Source organism: Escherichia sp. E1130, from assembly GCF_005781065.1.
Classification (GTDB): Bacteria; Pseudomonadota; Gammaproteobacteria; order Enterobacterales; family Enterobacteriaceae; genus Escherichia.
The window spans coordinates 23,503-39,739 of sequence record NZ_VATL01000003.1; the positions used below are offsets into that span (position 1 = coordinate 23,503).

17 protein-coding genes are annotated in these 16,237 nt (G+C 52.5%); 8 read left to right on the forward strand and 9 right to left on the reverse strand.

What is annotated here, in order from left to right; translation table 11 throughout:
- A complete protein-coding gene (locus tag FEK66_RS01670) occupies window positions 1–777 on the reverse strand; it encodes an MBL fold metallo-hydrolase (protein ID WP_130206137.1) in 777 nt (258 codons plus the stop codon).
- Window positions 778–891: 114 nt separating this feature from the next.
- Window positions 892–1,725 (reverse strand): DNA-binding transcriptional regulator, encoded by an 834-nt coding sequence (locus tag FEK66_RS01675; protein ID WP_214251108.1) that lies wholly within the window; start codon window positions 1,723–1,725, stop codon window positions 892–894.
- Window positions 1,726–1,915: 190 nt separating this feature from the next.
- Between FEK66_RS01675 and FEK66_RS01680 the strand changes: the two genes are divergently transcribed.
- From FEK66_RS01680 to FEK66_RS01715, 8 genes are all read left to right on the forward strand, one after another.
- Window positions 1,916–3,580, forward strand: a complete 1,665-nt coding sequence (locus FEK66_RS01680) for a bifunctional 3-(3-hydroxy-phenyl)propionate/3-hydroxycinnamic acid hydroxylase (protein WP_135494327.1) — start codon at window positions 1,916–1,918, stop codon at window positions 3,578–3,580.
- Between the two features lies 1 nt (window position 3,581).
- The gene (mhpB, locus tag FEK66_RS01685; RefSeq protein WP_135494325.1) at window positions 3,582–4,526 is read left to right on the forward strand and encodes a 2,3-dihydroxyphenylpropionate/2,3-dihydroxicinnamic acid 1,2-dioxygenase; all 945 of its coding nucleotides are present in this window, start codon (window positions 3,582–3,584) and stop codon (window positions 4,524–4,526) included.
- A gap of 17 nt (window positions 4,527–4,543) precedes the next feature.
- Window positions 4,544–5,410 carry a 2-hydroxy-6-oxonona-2,4-dienedioate hydrolase gene (gene mhpC, locus FEK66_RS01690; protein ID WP_000121898.1) on the forward strand — a complete coding sequence of 289 codons (867 nt, stop codon included), beginning with the start codon at window positions 4,544–4,546 and terminating at the stop codon, window positions 5,408–5,410.
- Window positions 5,411–5,419: 9 nt separating this feature from the next.
- The gene (gene mhpD, locus FEK66_RS01695; protein WP_130206145.1) at window positions 5,420–6,229 is read left to right on the forward strand and encodes a 2-keto-4-pentenoate hydratase; all 810 of its coding nucleotides are present in this window, start codon (window positions 5,420–5,422) and stop codon (window positions 6,227–6,229) included.
- Window positions 6,226–7,176 carry an acetaldehyde dehydrogenase gene (mhpF, locus tag FEK66_RS01700; RefSeq protein ID WP_000044314.1) on the forward strand — a complete coding sequence of 317 codons (951 nt, stop codon included), beginning with the start codon at window positions 6,226–6,228 and terminating at the stop codon, window positions 7,174–7,176. The genes mhpD and mhpF overlap by 4 nt, the downstream gene beginning before the upstream one ends.
- Window positions 7,173–8,186 (forward strand): 4-hydroxy-2-oxovalerate aldolase, encoded by a 1,014-nt coding sequence (gene mhpE, locus FEK66_RS01705; protein WP_130260332.1) that lies wholly within the window; start codon window positions 7,173–7,175, stop codon window positions 8,184–8,186. Before mhpF ends, mhpE begins: the two co-directional genes overlap by 4 nt.
- Before the next feature lie 214 nt (window positions 8,187–8,400).
- Complete coding sequence (gene mhpT / locus FEK66_RS01710; protein ID WP_135494323.1) at window positions 8,401–9,612, forward strand: 3-(3-hydroxy-phenyl)propionate transporter MhpT; 1,212 nt, start codon at window positions 8,401–8,403, stop codon at window positions 9,610–9,612.
- Window positions 9,613–9,713: 101 nt separating this feature from the next.
- Entirely contained in the window at window positions 9,714–10,253 is a 540-nt protein-coding gene (locus tag FEK66_RS01715; protein WP_130260330.1) for a DUF2058 domain-containing protein, read from the forward strand.
- A 126-nt stretch (window positions 10,254–10,379) separates the two neighbouring features.
- On the opposite strand, the gene fghA is transcribed toward FEK66_RS01715, so the two are convergent.
- The 7 genes from fghA to FEK66_RS01750 all read right to left on the reverse strand — a co-directional run bounded on the left by fghA (window position 10,380) and on the right by FEK66_RS01750 (window position 16,125).
- Window positions 10,380–11,213, reverse strand: coding sequence for an S-formylglutathione hydrolase (gene fghA / locus FEK66_RS01720; protein ID WP_130206151.1), 834 nt, complete (start codon window positions 11,211–11,213; stop codon window positions 10,380–10,382).
- Window positions 11,214–11,305: 92 nt separating this feature from the next.
- Entirely contained in the window at window positions 11,306–12,415 is a 1,110-nt protein-coding gene (gene frmA / locus FEK66_RS01725; RefSeq protein WP_000842102.1) for an S-(hydroxymethyl)glutathione dehydrogenase, read from the reverse strand.
- 34 nt (window positions 12,416–12,449) lie between these two features.
- The gene (gene frmR, locus FEK66_RS01730; RefSeq protein WP_001141271.1) at window positions 12,450–12,725 is read right to left on the reverse strand and encodes a formaldehyde-responsive transcriptional repressor FrmR; all 276 of its coding nucleotides are present in this window, start codon (window positions 12,723–12,725) and stop codon (window positions 12,450–12,452) included.
- A gap of 188 nt (window positions 12,726–12,913) precedes the next feature.
- Window positions 12,914–13,687: a YaiO family outer membrane beta-barrel protein gene (locus FEK66_RS01735; protein WP_130206153.1), complete on the reverse strand. Its 774-nt coding sequence runs from the start codon at window positions 13,685–13,687 to the stop codon at window positions 12,914–12,916.
- A gap of 1 nt (window position 13,688) precedes the next feature.
- Window positions 13,689–14,282, reverse strand: coding sequence for an acetyltransferase (locus FEK66_RS01740; RefSeq protein WP_240780536.1), 594 nt, complete (start codon window positions 14,280–14,282; stop codon window positions 13,689–13,691).
- Window positions 14,248–15,444 (reverse strand): glycosyltransferase family 2 protein, encoded by a 1,197-nt coding sequence (locus FEK66_RS01745; protein ID WP_138211394.1) that lies wholly within the window; start codon window positions 15,442–15,444, stop codon window positions 14,248–14,250. The genes FEK66_RS01740 and FEK66_RS01745 overlap by 35 nt, the downstream gene beginning before the upstream one ends.
- Window positions 15,445–15,453: 9 nt before the next feature.
- Window positions 15,454–16,125 carry a PIG-L deacetylase family protein gene (locus FEK66_RS01750; RefSeq protein ID WP_130258522.1) on the reverse strand — a complete coding sequence of 224 codons (672 nt, stop codon included), beginning with the start codon at window positions 16,123–16,125 and terminating at the stop codon, window positions 15,454–15,456.
- Between the last annotated feature and the right edge of the window lie 112 nt (window positions 16,126–16,237).

The following is a 16,237-nucleotide window of genomic DNA, read 5'->3' on the forward strand; positions in this document are numbered from 1 at the left end:
TTAGAATGTCAACGTTTCACCATCTTCTGGTACGTTCACAAATTCGATAATTTGATTATCTCTGGCGTATTCCTTGAGCGCATCACGCGTCAGCAAACAGTGGTTTACGGCCTCCATATGTGTCGCGACAATTTGCGCTTCTGGCAGGGTAAAATGTGCTTTGAGAATATCTTCTGCTCCCATAATTATCGCGCCATGCCCCAGAACATGCGCAAATCCGGCATTCAACACAACCACTTCTGGTTGGAAAGTTAGCATTGTAGCCTCGACGTCGTCACGCCAGAGGGTATCGCCAGCCAGATAGAGCGTTTTCTCTGTCGGGTGCTGGAAAACAACGCCGCAGGCTGCGCCTAAACGCTTCGCCATAGCCGGGTCGGCATAGGTGCGATCGGAGCCGTGCTGCCCTGTCGTTTTATGCAGAGTTATATCACCAAATTTAGTCTCGTCGGTAAGTACGGTAAGATGCGTAAATCCTTGTTTATGCAGTGATTCAGCATCTTGCTCATTTTGCACATAAATCAGTTTATCTTTGGGGACGACGCGGGAGGCTGTTTCGTCCCAGTGATCTTCATGCAAATGAGTCACGATTAGGGCGTCAACGTTGAGTAACGTTGTTAAATCGCACGGTAATTCTACCGTTGGATTGCGGATTTCTGCGCGTGCAGTTCCGGCAAAACCCGGATAACTTCCTTTAGGCGCGAGTAACGGGTCGATAAGAAATGTTTTGCCAGCGTATTGGATAATTTGAGTGGCATTACGAATTTGAGTAATTTTCATGATTTGCTCCACATCACAGTATTGATGTCATTAGCGTAGCGTGCAGCCCGTACTGTGCATGTGGGCAAATGGGCGAATAACGATGAGAATGGGCCAAATTACACATTGACGTCGCTAGCGCAAATGCACGCCACTTCGCCGTCCGGCCACCAGAATAGCCTGCGATTCCACCCCTTCTTCAATCTGTTTTGCTACCCGTTGCAGCGCCGGAAGATGTTTTTCTGCCGCCTGTTCAATGGTCATCGCACTGGCCATATACACCAGATTCAAACAGCCAATCACCCGTTGTTCACTGCGCAGCGGTACGGCAATGGAGGCGATCTTTTCTTCTTGATCCCAGCCGCGGTAGTTCTGCCCGTACCCCTCTTTGCGTGCGCGCGCCAGAATGGCTTCCAGCTTTAACGGTTCCCGTGCCAGTTGATAGTCATCACCGGGGCGGGCGGCTAACATTTCGATTAACGCCTGGCGTTCTTGTTCCGGGCAAAAGGCCAGCCAGGTCAGGCCCGAGGCGGTTTTCAGGAGCGGTAAACGCCGCCCGACCATTGCCCGGTGAAAGGATAATCGACTGAAACGGTGAGTGGTTTCGCGTACCACCATTGCATCAACATCCAGCGTGGAAACATCTGTCGGCCACACCACTTCGCGCAATAGATCGCCCAGCAGCGGGGCCGCCAGCGCAGAAATCCACTGTTCGTCACGAAACCCTTCGCTTAATTGCCGCACTTTGATGGTCAGACGAAAACTGTCATCGGAGGTACTGCGCCGGACATATCCCTCTTCCAGTAACGTCTCCAGCAGTCGCCGCACAGTGGTGCGATGCAGACCGCTGAGTTCCGCCAGCAGCCCGACGCTGGCACCGCCGTCAAGTTTATTTAACATATTTAATAACATTAGACCGCGGGTTAATCCGCGCACGGTTTTGTATTCCGTCTGCTCATCGTTCTGCATATTAATTGACATTTCTATAGTTAAAACAACGTTGTGCACCTGGTGCACATTCGGGCATGTTTTGATTGTAGCCGAAAACACCCTTCCTATACTGAGCGAACAATAAAAAATCATTTACATGTTTTTAACAAAATAAGTTGCGCTGTACTGTGCGCGCAACGGCATTTTGTCCGAGTCGTGAGGTACTGAAATGGCAATACAACACCCTGACATCCAGCCTGCTGTTAACCATAGCGTTCAGGTGGCGATCGCTGGTGCCGGTCCGGTCGGGCTGATGATGGCGAACTATCTCGGCCAGATGGGCATTGACGTGCTGGTGGTGGAGAAACTCGATAAGTTGATCGACTACCCCCGTGCGATTGGTATTGATGACGAGGCGCTGCGCACCATGCAGTCGGTTGGCCTGGTCGATAATGTTCTGCCGCACACTACGCCGTGGCATGCGATGCGTTTTCTCACCCCAAAAGGCCGCTGTTTTGCTGATATTCAGCCAATGACCGATGAATTTGGCTGGCCGCGCCGTAACGCTTTTATTCAGCCGCAGGTCGATGCGGTGATGCTGGAAGGGGTGTCGCGTTTTCCGAATGTGCGCTGCTTGTTTTCCCGCGAGCTGGAGGCCTTCAGCCAGCAAGATGACGAAGTGACCTTGCACCTGAAAACGGCTGAAGGGCAGCGGGAAACGGTCAAAGCCCAGTGGCTGGTGGCCTGTGACGGTGGGGCAAGTTTTGTTCGCCGCACCCTGAATGTGCCGTTTGAAGGTAAAACCGCGCCAAATCAGTGGATTGTGGTAGATATCGCCAACGATCCGTTAAGTACGCCGCATATCTATTTGTGTTGCGATCCAGTGCGCCCGTATGTTTCTGCCGCGCTGCCTCATGCGGTTCGTCGCTTTGAATTTATGGTGATGCCGGGAGAAACCGAGGAACAGCTGCGTGAGCCGCAAAATATGCGCAAGCTGTTAAGCAAAGTGCTGCCTAATCCGGACAATGTTGAATTGATTCGCCAGCGTGTCTACACCCACAACGCGCGACTGGCGCAACGTTTTCGTATTGATCGCGTACTGCTGGCGGGCGATGCCGCGCACATCATGCCGGTGTGGCAGGGGCAGGGCTATAACAGCGGTATGCGCGACGCCTTTAACCTCGCCTGGAAGCTGGCGTTGGTTATCCAGGGGAAAGCCCGCGATGCGCTGCTCGATACCTATCAACAAGAACGTCGCGATCACGCCAAAGCGATGATTGACCTGTCCGTGACCGCGGGCAACGTGCTGGCTCCGCCGAAACGCTGGCAGGGTACGTTACGTGACGGCGTTTCCTGGCTACTGAATTATCTGCCGCCAGTAAAACGCTACTTCCTCGAAATGCGCTTCAAGCCGATGCCGCAATACTACGCCGGTGCGCTGGTGCGTGAGGGCGAAGCGAAGCACTCTCCGGTCGGCAAGATGTTTATTCAGCCGAAAGTCACGCTGGAAAACGGCGACGTGACGCTGCTCGATAACGCGATCGGCGCGAACTTCGCGGTAATTGGCTGGGGATGCAATCCACTGTGGGGAATGAGCAACGAGCAAATCCAGCAGTGGCGTGCGTTGGGCACACGCTTCATTCAGGTGGTGCCGGAAGTGCAAATTCATACCGCACAGGATAATCACGACGGCGTGCTACGCGTGGGCGATACGCAAGGTCGTCTGCGTAGCTGGTTTGCGCAACACAATGCTTCGCTGGTGGTGATGCGCCCGGATCGCTTTGTTGCCGCCACCGCCATTCCGCAAACTCTGGGCAATACGCTGAATAAACTGGCGTCGGTGATGACGCTGACCCGCCCTGATGCCGACGTTTCTGTCGAAAAGGTAGCCTAATATGTACGCTTATCTTCACTGTCTTTCCCATTCGCCGCTGGTGGGGTATGTCGACCCGGCGCAAGAGGTGCTCGATGAGGTCAATGGCGTGATTGCCAGCGCCCGCGAGCGTATTGCGGCTTTCTCCCCTGAACTGGTGGTGCTGTTTGCGCCAGATCACTACAACGGTTTTTTCTATGACGTGATGCCACCGTTCTGTTTAGGCATTGGGGCGACGGCAATTGGTGATTTCGGCAGTGCGGCAGGAGAGCTGCCCGTGCCTGTGGAGCTGGCGGAGACTTGTGCGCATGCCGTCATGAAGAGCGGGATCGATCTTGCCGTTTCTTACTGTATGCAGGTGGATCACGGTTTTGCCCAGCCGCTGGAGTTCCTGCTTGGCGGGCTGGATAAAGTGCCGGTTCTGCCTGTGTTCATCAACGGTGTCGCCACGCCGCTGCCTGGTTTTCAGCGTACCCGCATGTTGGGTGAAGCCATTGGACGTTTCACCAGCACTCTCAATAAACGCGTGCTGTTCCTTGGGTCCGGTGGACTTTCCCATCAGCCGCCGGTGCCAGAACTGGCGAAAGCCGATGCCCATATGCGCGACCGTTTGTTGGGGAGCGGGAAAGATTTACCCGCCAGTGAACGCGAATTGCGTCAGCAACGGGTGATTAGCGCTGCTGAGAAGTTTGTTGAGGATCAGAGAACTCTGCATCCGCTCAACCCGATTTGGGATAACCAGTTCATGACTTTGCTGGAGCAGGGACGCATACAGGAACTGGATGCCGTCAGTAACGAAGAGCTTTCCGCCATTGCCGGAAAGTCGACACATGAAATCAAAACCTGGGTCGCCGCTTTTGCCGCTATTTCTGCGTTTGGCAACTGGCGTAGCGAAGGGCGTTATTACCGCCCAATCCCGGAGTGGATTGCCGGATTTGGCTCGTTAAGCGCCAGAACAGAGAACTGAATATGCAGGAGAAGATGATGAGTTATCAGCCACAAACCGAAGCCGCCACCAGCCGTTTTCTGAATGTAGAAGAAGCGGGTAAAACGCTGCGCATCCATTTTAATGACTGCGGACAAGGCGACGAAACCGTTGTCCTGCTGCACGGTTCCGGCCCGGGTGCTACGGGCTGGGCGAACTTCAGCCGCAATATCGATCCGCTGGTAGAGGCGGGCTATCGAGTGATCCTGTTGGATTGTCCGGGCTGGGGTAAGAGCGATTCGATCGTTAATAGTGGTTCGCGATCGGATCTTAATGCACGAATCCTGAAAAGCGTGGTGGATCAACTGGATATCGCCAAAATCCACTTGCTGGGCAACTCGATGGGCGGCCACAGTTCTGTGGCGTTCACCCTTAACTGGCCGGAGCGCGTCGGCAAATTGGTGCTGATGGGCGGCGGTACGGGCGGAATGAGTTTGTTTACGCCAATGCCAACCGAAGGTATTAAGCGACTGAATCAGCTTTATCGCCAGCCTACTATCGAAAACCTGAAGCTGATGATGGATATCTTCGTTTTTGATACCAGCGATTTGACCGACGCCCTGTTTGAAGCGCGCCTGAATAATATGCTGTCGCGTCGCGATCACCTGGAAAACTTCGTTAAGAGCCTGGAAGCCAATCCGAAACAGTTCCCGGATTTTGGTCCACGCCTGGCGGAAATCAAAGCACAAACCCTGATTGTCTGGGGGCGCAACGACCGTTTTGTGCCGATGGATGCGGGTCTGCGTCTGCTTTCCGGCATTGCTGGTTCTGAACTGCATATCTTCCGCGACTGTGGTCACTGGGCGCAGTGGGAACATGCCGACGCTTTCAATCAACTGGTGCTGAATTTCCTCGCGCGCCCTTAAGGAATGGTCATGACGAAGCATACTCTTGAGCAACTGGCGGCGGATTTACGCCGCGCCGCAGAGCAGGGCGAAGCGATTGCGCCGCTGCGCGATCTGATTGGTATTGAAAACGCGAAAGCCGCCTACGCCATTCAGCGCATCAATGTGCAACATGACGTCGCTCAGGGACGGCGAGTGGTGGGGCGCAAAGTGGGACTGACGCATCCGAAAGTGCAACAACAACTGGGCGTTGATCAACCGGATTTTGGGACGTTATTTGCCGATATGTGTTATGGCGATAATGAAACCATTCCTTTTTCCCGCGTCTTGCAACCCCGCATTGAAGCGGAGATCGCACTGGTTTTGAACCGCGATTTGCCCGCGACCGATACCACGTTTAACGAACTGTATAACGCCATTGAATGGGTACTTCCGGCGCTGGAAGTGGTGGGTAGCCGCATCCGCGACTGGTCGATTCAGTTTGTCGATACCGTGGCAGATAACGCCTCCTGCGGGGTGTATGTCATCGGCGGTCCGGCGCAACGTCCGGCGGGGTTAGACCTGAAAAACTGCGCCATGAAGATGACGCGTAATAACGAAGAGGTTTCCAGCGGGCGCGGCAGCGAATGCCTGGGACATCCTCTTAACGCCGCCGTCTGGCTGGCACGCAAAATGGCCAGCTTGGGTCAACCGCTGCGCGCCGGAGATATCATTCTTACCGGGGCATTAGGTCCGATGGTGGCGGTGAATGCGGGCGATCGTTTTGAAGCCCATATTGAAGGCATAGGTTCAGTTGCTGCGACATTTTCAAGCGCAGCCCCAAAAGGAAGTCTGTCATGAGTAAGCGTAAAGTCGCCATTATCGGTTCTGGCAACATTGGCACCGATCTGATGATTAAAATTTTGCGTCACGGTCAGCATCTGGAGATGGCGGTGATGGTCGGCATTGATCCTCAGTCCGACGGTCTGGCGCGTGCCAGACGTATGGGCGTCGCCACCACCCATGAAGGGGTGATCGGACTGATGAACATGCCTGAATTTGCTGATATCGACATTGTATTTGATGCGACCAGCGCGGGCGCGCATGTGAAAAACGATGCCGCTTTGCGCGAAGCGAAACCGGATATTCGCTTAATTGACCTGACGCCTGCTGCCATCGGCCCTTACTGCGTGCCGGTGGTTAACCTCGAGGCGAACGTCGATCAACTGAACGTCAACATGGTCACCTGCGGCGGCCAGGCCACCATTCCAATGGTGGCGGCGGTTTCACGCGTGGCACGTGTTCATTACGCCGAAATTATCGCTTCTATCGCCAGTAAATCTGCCGGACCTGGCACGCGTGCCAATATCGATGAATTTACGGAAACCACGTCGCGCGCCATTGAAGTGGTGGGCGGTGCGGCAAAAGGGAAGGCGATTATCGTGCTTAACCCAGCAGAGCCACCGTTGATGATGCGTGACACGGTGTATGTATTGAGCGACGAAGCTTCACAAGATGATATCGAAGCCTCAATCAATGAAATGGCTGAGGCGGTGCAGGCTTACGTACCGGGTTATCGCCTGAAACAGCGCGTGCAGTTTGAAGTTATCCCGCAGGATAAACCGGTTAATTTGCCGGGCGTGGGGCAGTTCTCCGGACTGAAAACGGCGGTCTGGCTGGAAGTCGAAGGCGCAGCGCATTATCTGCCTGCCTATGCGGGCAACCTCGACATTATGACTTCCAGTGCGCTGGCGACAGCGGAAAAAATGGCCCAGTCACTGGCGCGCAAGGCAGGAGAAGCGGCATGAACGGTAAAAAACTTTATATCTCGGACGTCACGTTGCGTGACGGTATGCACGCCATTCGTCATCAGTATTCGCTGGAAAATGTCCGCCAGATTGCCAAAGCACTGGATGATGCTCGCGTGGATTCGATTGAAGTGGCCCACGGCGACGGTTTGCAGGGTTCCAGCTTTAACTATGGTTTCGGCGCACATAGCGACCTTGAATGGATTGAAGCGGCGGCGGATGTGGTGAAGCACGCCAAAATCGCGACGTTGTTGCTGCCAGGAATCGGCACTATTCACGATCTGAAAAATGCCTGGCAGGCTGGCGCGCGGGTGGTTCGTGTGGCTACGCACTGTACCGAAGCTGATGTTTCCGCCCAGCATATTCAGTATGCCCGCGAGCTCGGAATGGACACCGTTGGTTTTCTGATGATGAGCCATATGACCACGCCGGAAAATCTCGCGAAGCAGGCAAAGCTGATGGAAGGCTACGGTGCGGCCTGTATTTATGTGGTGGATTCTGGCGGTGCGATGAACATGAGCGATATCCGCGACCGTTTCCGCGCCCTGAAAGCAGTGCTGAAACCAGAAACGCAAACCGGCATGCACGCTCACCATAACCTGAGTCTTGGCGTGGCGAACTCTATCGCGGCGGTGGAAGAGGGCTGTGACCGAATCGATGCCAGTCTCGCGGGAATGGGGGCGGGCGCAGGTAACGCGCCGCTGGAAGTGTTTATTGCCGCCGCGGATAAACTGGGCTGGCAGCATGGGACCGATCTCTATGCGTTAATGGATGCCGCTGATGACCTGGTGCGTCCGTTGCAGGATCGTCCGGTACGAGTCGATCGCGAAACGCTGGCGCTGGGGTACGCTGGTGTTTACTCCAGCTTCCTGCGTCACTGTGAAACGGCAGCGACGCGTTATGGCTTAAGCGCGGTGGATATTCTCGTTGAGCTGGGCAAACGCCGGATGGTTGGCGGCCAGGAGGATATGATCGTCGACGTGGCGCTGGATCTGCGCAACAACAAATAATGATGACTGCCGAGAACGTGCATTTTGTATGCCCATCCCAGGCATGATAAGACGCGTCAGCGTCGCATCAGGCGTCTGCGCACGACTGCCGGATGCGGCGTAAATGCCTTATCCGGCTTACATTTCGCCCGTAGGCAGTCATTAAATGGTTCTGATTACGCGGCTGGCAATGTATCAGCCGCGATTCACCTGTACTCACAACGAGGTTCATCTTATGTCGACTCGTCTCCCTTCATCATCTTCATCCCGCCTTATGCTGACCATCGGGCTTTGTTTTTTGGTCGCTCTGATGGAAGGACTGGATCTTCAGGCGGCTGGCATTGCGGCGGGTGGCATCGCCCAGGCTTTCGCACTCGATAAAATGCAAATGGGTTGGATATTCAGCGCCGGAATACTCGGTTTGCTACCCGGCGCGTTGGTTGGCGGAATGCTGGCGGACCGTTATGGTCGCAAGCGCATTTTGCTTGGCTCAGTTGCGCTGTTTGGTTTGTTCTCACTGGCAACGGCGATTGCCTGGGATTTCCCCTCACTGGTCTTTGCACGGCTGATGACCGGTGTCGGGCTGGGGGCAGCGTTGCCGAATCTTATCGCCCTGACGTCTGAAGCCGCGGGTCCACGTTTTCGTGGGACGGCAGTGAGCCTGATGTATTGCGGTGTTCCCATTGGTGCGGCGCTGGCGGCGACGCTGGGTTTCGCGGGGGCAAACTTAGCCTGGCAAACGGTGTTTTGGGTAGGTGGTGTGGTGCCGTTGATTCTGGTGCCGCTATTAATGCGCTGGCTGCCGGAGTCGGCGGTTTTCGCTGGCGAAAAACAGGCTGCGCCACCACTGCGTGCGTTATTTGCGCCAGAAACGGCCACCGCGACGCTGCTGCTGTGGTTGTGTTATTTCTTCACTCTGCTAGTGGTCTACATGTTGATCAACTGGCTGCCGCTGCTTTTGGTGGAGCAAGGATTCCAGCCATCGCAGGCGGCAGGGGTGATGTTTGCACTGCAAATGGGGGCGGCGAGCGGGACGTTAATGTTGGGCGCATTGATGGATAAGCTGCGCCCAGTAACCATGTCGCTACTGATTTATAGCGGCATGTTAGCTTCGCTGCTGGCGCTGGGAACGGTGTCGTCATTTAACGGTATGTTGCTGGCGGGATTTGTCGCGGGGTTGTTTGCGACAGGTGGGCAAAGCGTTTTGTATGCCCTGGCACCGTTGTTTTACAGTTCGCAGATCCGCGCAACAGGTGTGGGAACAGCCGTGGCGGTTGGGCGTCTGGGGGCTATGAGCGGTCCGTTACTGGCCGGGAAAATGCTGGCATTAGGCACTGGCACGGTTGGGGTAATGGCCGCTTCTGCGCCGGGTATCCTTGTTGCAGGGGGGGCGGTGTTTATTTTGATGAGTCGGAAATCAAGAATGCAGCCGTGTGCTGATGCCTGACGTGCCTTATCAAGCAGGGGCGAAAGGGACTTGCCCCCAATACACCTACGGCGTTTACAGGTATACTCGCTAAAAATTATTCAGCGGGTTTGGAAACAAAGATGGCAAAACTTACCTTACAAGAGCAGTTGCTCAAAGCAGGATTAGTCACCAGCAAAAAAGCGGCGAAGGTCGAGAGAACGGCGAAAAAATCGCGCGTTCAGGCGCGTGAAGCTCGGGCGGCGGTAGAAGAAAATAAAAAGGCACAGCTTGAGCGTGATAAACAGCTTAGCGAGCAACAAAAACAAGCGGCGTTGGCGAAAGAATATAAAGCCCAGGTGAAGCAGCTTATTGAAATGAACCGAATCACCATTGCCAATGGCGATATTGGTTTTAACTTTACCGATGGTAATCTGATTAAGAAGATTTTTGTCGATAAGCTCACGCAAGCGCAGTTGATTAATGGTCGTCTGGCGATTGCCCGCTTGTTGGTCGATAACAATAGCGAAGGTGAATACGCCATTATTCCCGCCAGCGTTGCCGATAAAATTGCTCAGCGCGATGCCAGCAGTATTGTGTTGCATAGTGCACTCAGCGCCGAAGAGCAGAATGAAGATGATCCGTATGCCGACTTCAAAGTGCCTGATGATTTGATGTGGTAAACATAGATAAGCCGTGCGCAGATGCCTGATGCGACGCTTTGCGCGTCTTATCAGGCCTACGGTTTATGGGCGAAATGTAGGCCGGATAAGGCGTTTGCGCCGCATCCGGCAGGCGTGCGCAGATGCTCAACGCATATTCAATTTATTGGCGTGGTACGCAATATGCTCGCCAATAAAACTGGAGACAAAATAATAGCTGTGGTCGTAACCTTCGTGATACCGGATTACCGCCTTGATATTCATCTCCTGACAGACCTTTTCAAGATTTTGAGTCCGCAGCTGTTCCACGTAAAAATCATCACTCAATCCCTGATCAACCATTATTTCTGCAACGTGTTGACCTTGTGAAATAAGGCTCACCGGATCGTAATCCAACCAGGTTTCTTTATTTTCACCAAGATACGCGGCAAAGGCTTGCTGGCCCCACGGTACTTGCGAAGGGGAAACAATGGGCGAAAACGCCGAGACGCTGACATACTCATCTGGGTTACGCAGCGCCAGTACCAGCGCGCCCAGCCCGCCCATAGAATGACCTGAGATAGACTTTCTGGCCGTTGCCGGAAAATGTTGCATCACTAAATCCGGCAGCTCGCTGCGGATATAGTCATACATTTTGTAATGCTCTTTCCACGGCGCTTGCGTCGCGTTCAGGTAAAACCCAGCACCTTGCCCGAGATCGTAACGGTCGGCATCTGCGACATGACTGCCTCGCGGACTGGTGTCCGGCACAACAACAATAATGTTGTGTTCAGCCGCGTAACGCTGCATTCCCGATTTGGTAATGAAATTCTGCTCGTTGCAGGTCAGGCCCGAAAGCCAGTAAAGCACCGGCAATTTTTCACTCGCAGCTTTTGGTGGGAGATAGACGCCGACATTCATTTCACAATTCAGTGATTGGGAATAATGCCGATACACATTTTGCCAGCCGCCAAAGCTGGCATGTTTTTCAATGAGTTCCATCAGCCATTATCTCATGGTTAATTCCCCGGACGGCTGCCCGGGGACGGTATCAAGAACCTCGTCTAAACTGGACGGGGTAAACCTGCGGGAAATCAGTAACGAATTACGGTTCGAATGGATTTGCCTTCATGCATCAGATCAAAGGCGTCATTAATTTCATCCAGGCTCATGGTATGCGTCACAAACGGTTCCAGATCGATATCACCTTTCATTGCATCTTCAACCATCCCCGGTAACTGGGAACGACCTTTCACGCCGCCAAACGCGGAACCTTTCCATACGCGACCGGTGACCAACTGGAATGGACGGGTGGAGATTTCCTGACCAGAACCTGCTACCCCGATGATCACCGACTGACCCCAGCCGCGGTGCGCACTTTCTAGCGCCGCACGCATCACATTGACGTTACCGATGCACTCAAAGGTATGGTCGATACCCCATTTGTTGATATCCAGCAGGACATCTTTAATCGGTTTGTCGTAGTCATTCGGGTTAATGCAGTCGGTGGCACCGAAGCGACGCGCCAGATCGAATTTCTTCGGGTTAGTGTCGATAGCGATAATCCGTCCCGCCTTCGCCTGACGTGCGCCCTGAACCACTGCCAGACCAATCGCGCCAAGACCAAACACGGCAACAGAATCACCTGGCTGGACTTTAGCGGTGTTATGCACTGCGCCAATGCCAGTGGTTACGCCACAACCCAGCAGGCAGACGTGTTCATGGTTTGCTTCTGGATTAATTTTGGCCAGAGACACTTCCGCGACCACGGTGTATTCACTGAATGTAGAACAGCCCATGTAGTGATAAAGCGGCTGCCCGTTGTAAGAAAAACGGGTGGTGCCGTCTGGCATCAGGCCTTTGCCCTGGGTTTCGCGAACCGCGACACAGAGGTTGGTTTTGCCGGAACGACAGAACTCACACTCGCCGCACTCTGCGGTATAAAGCGGGATCACATGATCGCCAGGTTTGACGCTGGTTACGCCTTCACCGACTTCAACCACAACGCCAGCCCCTTCGTGACCAAGAACGACCGGGAATACACCTTCCGGGTCATCGCCGGAGAGGGTAAATGCGTCGGTATGGCAAACGCCGGTATGGGTAACTTTGATCAGCACTTCACCTTTTTTCGGTGGTGCAACGTCAATTTCAACGATTTCCAGCGGTTTACCGGGAGCAAATGCAACGGCAGCACGTGATTTCATCTTTCGCTCTTCCTCAATATGGTAATAGATTCAGCTATTTAAGATAGGCTCGAACCAGTTCAATAGTGTCGTCAACGGATTGGCTGACTTCACGGCTGTAGCAGTCATTTCGGTCAAACGTTTCCCGGATATGGCTTTCAAGCACTTCTGCCATCAGCCCGTTAGCCGCGCCCCGAACGGCGGCTATCTGTTGGAGTATGGCACGGCATTCGGCATCACCCTCCAGCGACCGTTCCAGAGCATCAATCTGCCCCCGAATACGACGAACTCGAGTAAGGACCTTTTTCTTCTCTTCCGGAGTACTGGGCATTTCGCACCTCATCATCTGCACGCAATATACTATAGGGGGGTATTCTATGTGTCAATGCATACCCCCCTATAGTATATAACACTGGAGAATAAAATTTATCCGGTGAATGTGGGCGGAAAACGAAAAGGAAAGTGTTTGGGCGCTAATCGGCAGGGAAGGCCGCCCTGGATAGCGGGCGGCAGAAGGAATCAAAATTTCCAGGTCAGATGGGCTGCGAGTTGCAAGCCGTCATAATCATCGGTTGGGGTGTCGTACCACACTTTACCTGCCGTCAGCCCCAAATTAAGTTGCTCTGTTAAAGGCTGAATACGCTGTAAACTGACGCTCTTCATACTGCCGTGTCGTGTCTCTGGCGACCAGTCATAAGTGTAAGCTCCGGTCCCGCGAGTTAGCCAAAGCTGGGTATAACCACCGCCGCGCGTATCGTTCAGGCGCAGGGAAATCATATTGCTGTAACTGCCGCCCGCATCGCTTGAGTCATAATGGGTATAGCGATAGCTGGTGATCACCGGGCCGGTATAAAGCGAAACGCCACCTTGCCAGGCATTAACGTCAACGTCATCGTAATATTTGGTGTAGCGATAACCGGTCGTGAACACCGTTTTTGGCAGCAGGGCCAGGTTAATATCCTGACGAAAATCCTGGCGGGCAAAGACCGGCGTATTATCTGCAAATGCAATACCCGTTCGGGTCGTCAGCCAGTTATTCCATTTATACCAGACAGCACCCTGGCCGCGTGTGGCATTGAAACTTTCAGTCTCGTAATCTCGACGTCCCTGGGAAAGATTGAAAAGCAGTGTTGCGTTTTCAACCTTTGCGATCAGTTCGGCATACGCTAAATTACGGTTACCGTGATCGCCAGAATAATCGGTAAAATCGTAGCCTGCGGTAATAGATGTTAACCCGGCATAAGCGGGCAATGCGCTAAAGACTGCTGCCGCTAATAACGTCCGTTTTATCATTTTAAGCTCCTGTACGGATAAGTTCTTGCCGGAGTGAGTAATTTCCGGTAGGTAAATTACGTTCTACAATAACGCGTGGACCAAGCTGTGTATTCGGAGAAATAATTCGCCCCGGTAAAATAATAACCTGCACACCAAGTCGTGAACGCCGACCAATATAACAACCTAATTTATCGCATCCGGTAGCGATAGTACCTTCCGCGGTGCGAACCGATACTGGCTGTTCATCCAGACGATGATTACTGGTACGCACCAGCGCGCCTAAATATGCTCCGCTTGCTACCACCGAGTCGGCAATAAAACATTGCGGACCAATCGTTGCTTCCTCTTCAATAACCGCATTTTTTATTTCTGTGGCAAAACCAATTTTTACACCATTGCTGATTACCGTGTTGGGGCGAATAAAAGCATAATTGCCAATCAGGCAATTTGCGCCAATCACTACCGGTCCTTGAATCACTGCACCGTGGCAAATACGGGTATTGGTGCCAATAATAACTTCGCCGGCACTCTCATCAATAATTACCTGGTCTGCAATCTGAATGTTTTTCTCTTTAACATTAAGCTTCAGATAGCTTTTCAGTTCCTGCGACAGAAGAGTTGGAATAAGCGGTTGGCGCTTCCACCAGTGCGGAATAACGGGTGGGTTTGTCGCGCTGAGGTTCGCGTCCAGTAAAAAAGGCAATAAGTCCATAAATAATCCAGATGGCATAAGCTAATAATACATACACAACGGAAAAAGGCGCTAAAGGCACCAATAACCAGCAACGATGAAACCAGGCGCTAAAAGCACCAATAACACAAACTACGCCGACCCAGATAAGCGGAAACATTGCCAATATTACGCCATGTGGCCCGGTGGCGATGAATTCATTAAACCAGGTAGTGAGATAAATCCCAACGCCATAAAGCACAACCAGCAGCATGGGGAAAATACTGAATATGCCAAAGCGGCTAAATAAAAGTTTTTTATGTAGGCGCATACATACCGCGTAGCCCACAATCCAGCGCCGCCAGCGTCGCCATTCATCAAGCGGACTATTGCATTCCTGCGGATAAACGATGCAGCGATTCGCTTGACGAACACGGTAGCCATTAGCCACCAACGTCCAGGTAAGGTCGAGATCTTCGACTTTGGTACGATCAGAGAAACCAAATTTACGCAGCACATCGGTGCGAAACATCCCGCAGGCTCCGCTGACAATAAACGGCGCACCGCCCAATAGTTGTTGTAGCGTGCGCTTCATAACAATCATTGGCAACTTCACCGTCGCGCGGATGTGCGGCAACAGGCCAGCGCCTTTTAACGCGGTGGAGGGAATGCCGCCTACGGCGTCAGCGCCGCGCTCAATTTCCGCCAACATATAGCCCATGCCGTTTTTATCGGGCGGGACGTAAGTATCGGCATCGCTTAAAAAAACCAGGTCGCAGGTGGCGTAGTTGAGGCCATTCATTAGCGCACCGCCTTTACCGGTATTTTTTTGCGTGACGGCAACAAAGCGGTCGCCCCATTTACGTTTTACTTCTGCCATGACTGCTTCGGTATTATCAGTGGAGCCGTCGTTAACGCAAATTACCCGGCAAAAATAAGGGTTGCGTAGCAGATTTTCCAGCGACTGTGCCAGACAAGGGCCTTCGTTATAGGCAGGAATAATTGCGTCAATACAGCCTTTTTTTTGGCTGGGTTTACGCCTTAACGTACTCAGGAACCATAGTAATATTGCTACGGCCATACATACAAAGATCCAGGTTTTCATGCAATCTGCTCAAAGAATCATTTTATGAATAACAAAGCCTTCACCCAGGTCGCTATTGACCTGTTGTCCGCGAAATTGTGCGACAGCACGCAAACGTTCCGGGCGCATATAATCACGCAGACTCTGACTTTTATGTTTTTGTAACGCGTTTAGTTTTATAGAAAAATATTTCTCTTCCACGGATTCAAAAACCTGGGGCATAAATGAAAGCCAGGTACTTGGCGTTTCGTAGCCGAGAATTTGAGGAATTGCCCGACAGGCCACCATTGACGCCTGATAAACGGCCAGATGATCCTGATGGCGGTCGGCATCATGCATGGTATAGACACGAATGATTTCAACATCAGACGGAATTTGAGACTTAATGATATTTTCCAGGGCGGTAATCATATCATTGAGATGTAAATGAGCACGGGTATCAGCAAAATTAAGATGAATAGTCTGCTGGCATCCTAATATCTTTAGGGCTTCGCGTGACTCTGCGTGGCGATCGATTATTCCATCTGTGCCAGAATTGCCGGTAGTCATAACTACGGCAGCAATATAAATCCCTTTTTGCGCAAGACGAGCGAGCGATGCGCCGCAGCCTAATTCTATATCGTCAGGGTGTGCGCCAATAGCAAGAATACCTTTCTTTTTATTTTTTGAAGAAAGGAGAGCAGAATTTAAAACCTTATCCACTTAATGACACTCCATTTTTAATTATTATACTACAAGCGCAGCGATACGCGCAGAGACGTAATCTCTGGCGCAAACAGACGTTAAAATTTATACGTAGTGAAAGTTGCTAATA

Coding starts and splice junctions, on each gene's coding strand:
- mhpT (WP_135494323.1), top strand. CDS start 8,401: ATGTCGACTCGTCTCCCTTCATCATCTTCATCCCGCCTTATGCTGACC.
- mhpE (WP_130260332.1), top strand. CDS start 7,173: ATGAACGGTAAAAAACTTTATATCTCGGACGTCACGTTGCGTGACGGT.
- frmA (WP_000842102.1), bottom strand. CDS start 12,415: ATGAAATCACGTGCTGCCGTTGCATTTGCTCCCGGTAAACCGCTGGAA.
- FEK66_RS01675 (WP_214251108.1), bottom strand. CDS start 1,725: ATGCAGAACGATGAGCAGACGGAATACAAAACCGTGCGCGGATTAACC.
- frmR (WP_001141271.1), bottom strand. CDS start 12,725: ATGCCCAGTACTCCGGAAGAGAAGAAAAAGGTCCTTACTCGAGTTCGT.
- fghA (WP_130206151.1), bottom strand. CDS start 11,213: ATGGAACTCATTGAAAAACATGCCAGCTTTGGCGGCTGGCAAAATGTG.
- mhpF (WP_000044314.1), top strand. CDS start 6,226: ATGAGTAAGCGTAAAGTCGCCATTATCGGTTCTGGCAACATTGGCACC.
- FEK66_RS01745 (WP_138211394.1), bottom strand. CDS start 15,444: ATGAAAACCTGGATCTTTGTATGTATGGCCGTAGCAATATTACTATGG.
- mhpB (WP_135494325.1), top strand. CDS start 3,582: ATGTACGCTTATCTTCACTGTCTTTCCCATTCGCCGCTGGTGGGGTAT.
- FEK66_RS01735 (WP_130206153.1), bottom strand. CDS start 13,687: ATGATAAAACGGACGTTATTAGCGGCAGCAGTCTTTAGCGCATTGCCC.
- FEK66_RS01670 (WP_130206137.1), bottom strand. CDS start 777: ATGAAAATTACTCAAATTCGTAATGCCACTCAAATTATCCAATACGCT.
- FEK66_RS01680 (WP_135494327.1), top strand. CDS start 1,916: ATGGCAATACAACACCCTGACATCCAGCCTGCTGTTAACCATAGCGTT.
- FEK66_RS01715 (WP_130260330.1), top strand. CDS start 9,714: ATGGCAAAACTTACCTTACAAGAGCAGTTGCTCAAAGCAGGATTAGTC.
- mhpD (WP_130206145.1), top strand. CDS start 5,420: ATGACGAAGCATACTCTTGAGCAACTGGCGGCGGATTTACGCCGCGCC.
- mhpC (WP_000121898.1), top strand. CDS start 4,544: ATGAGTTATCAGCCACAAACCGAAGCCGCCACCAGCCGTTTTCTGAAT.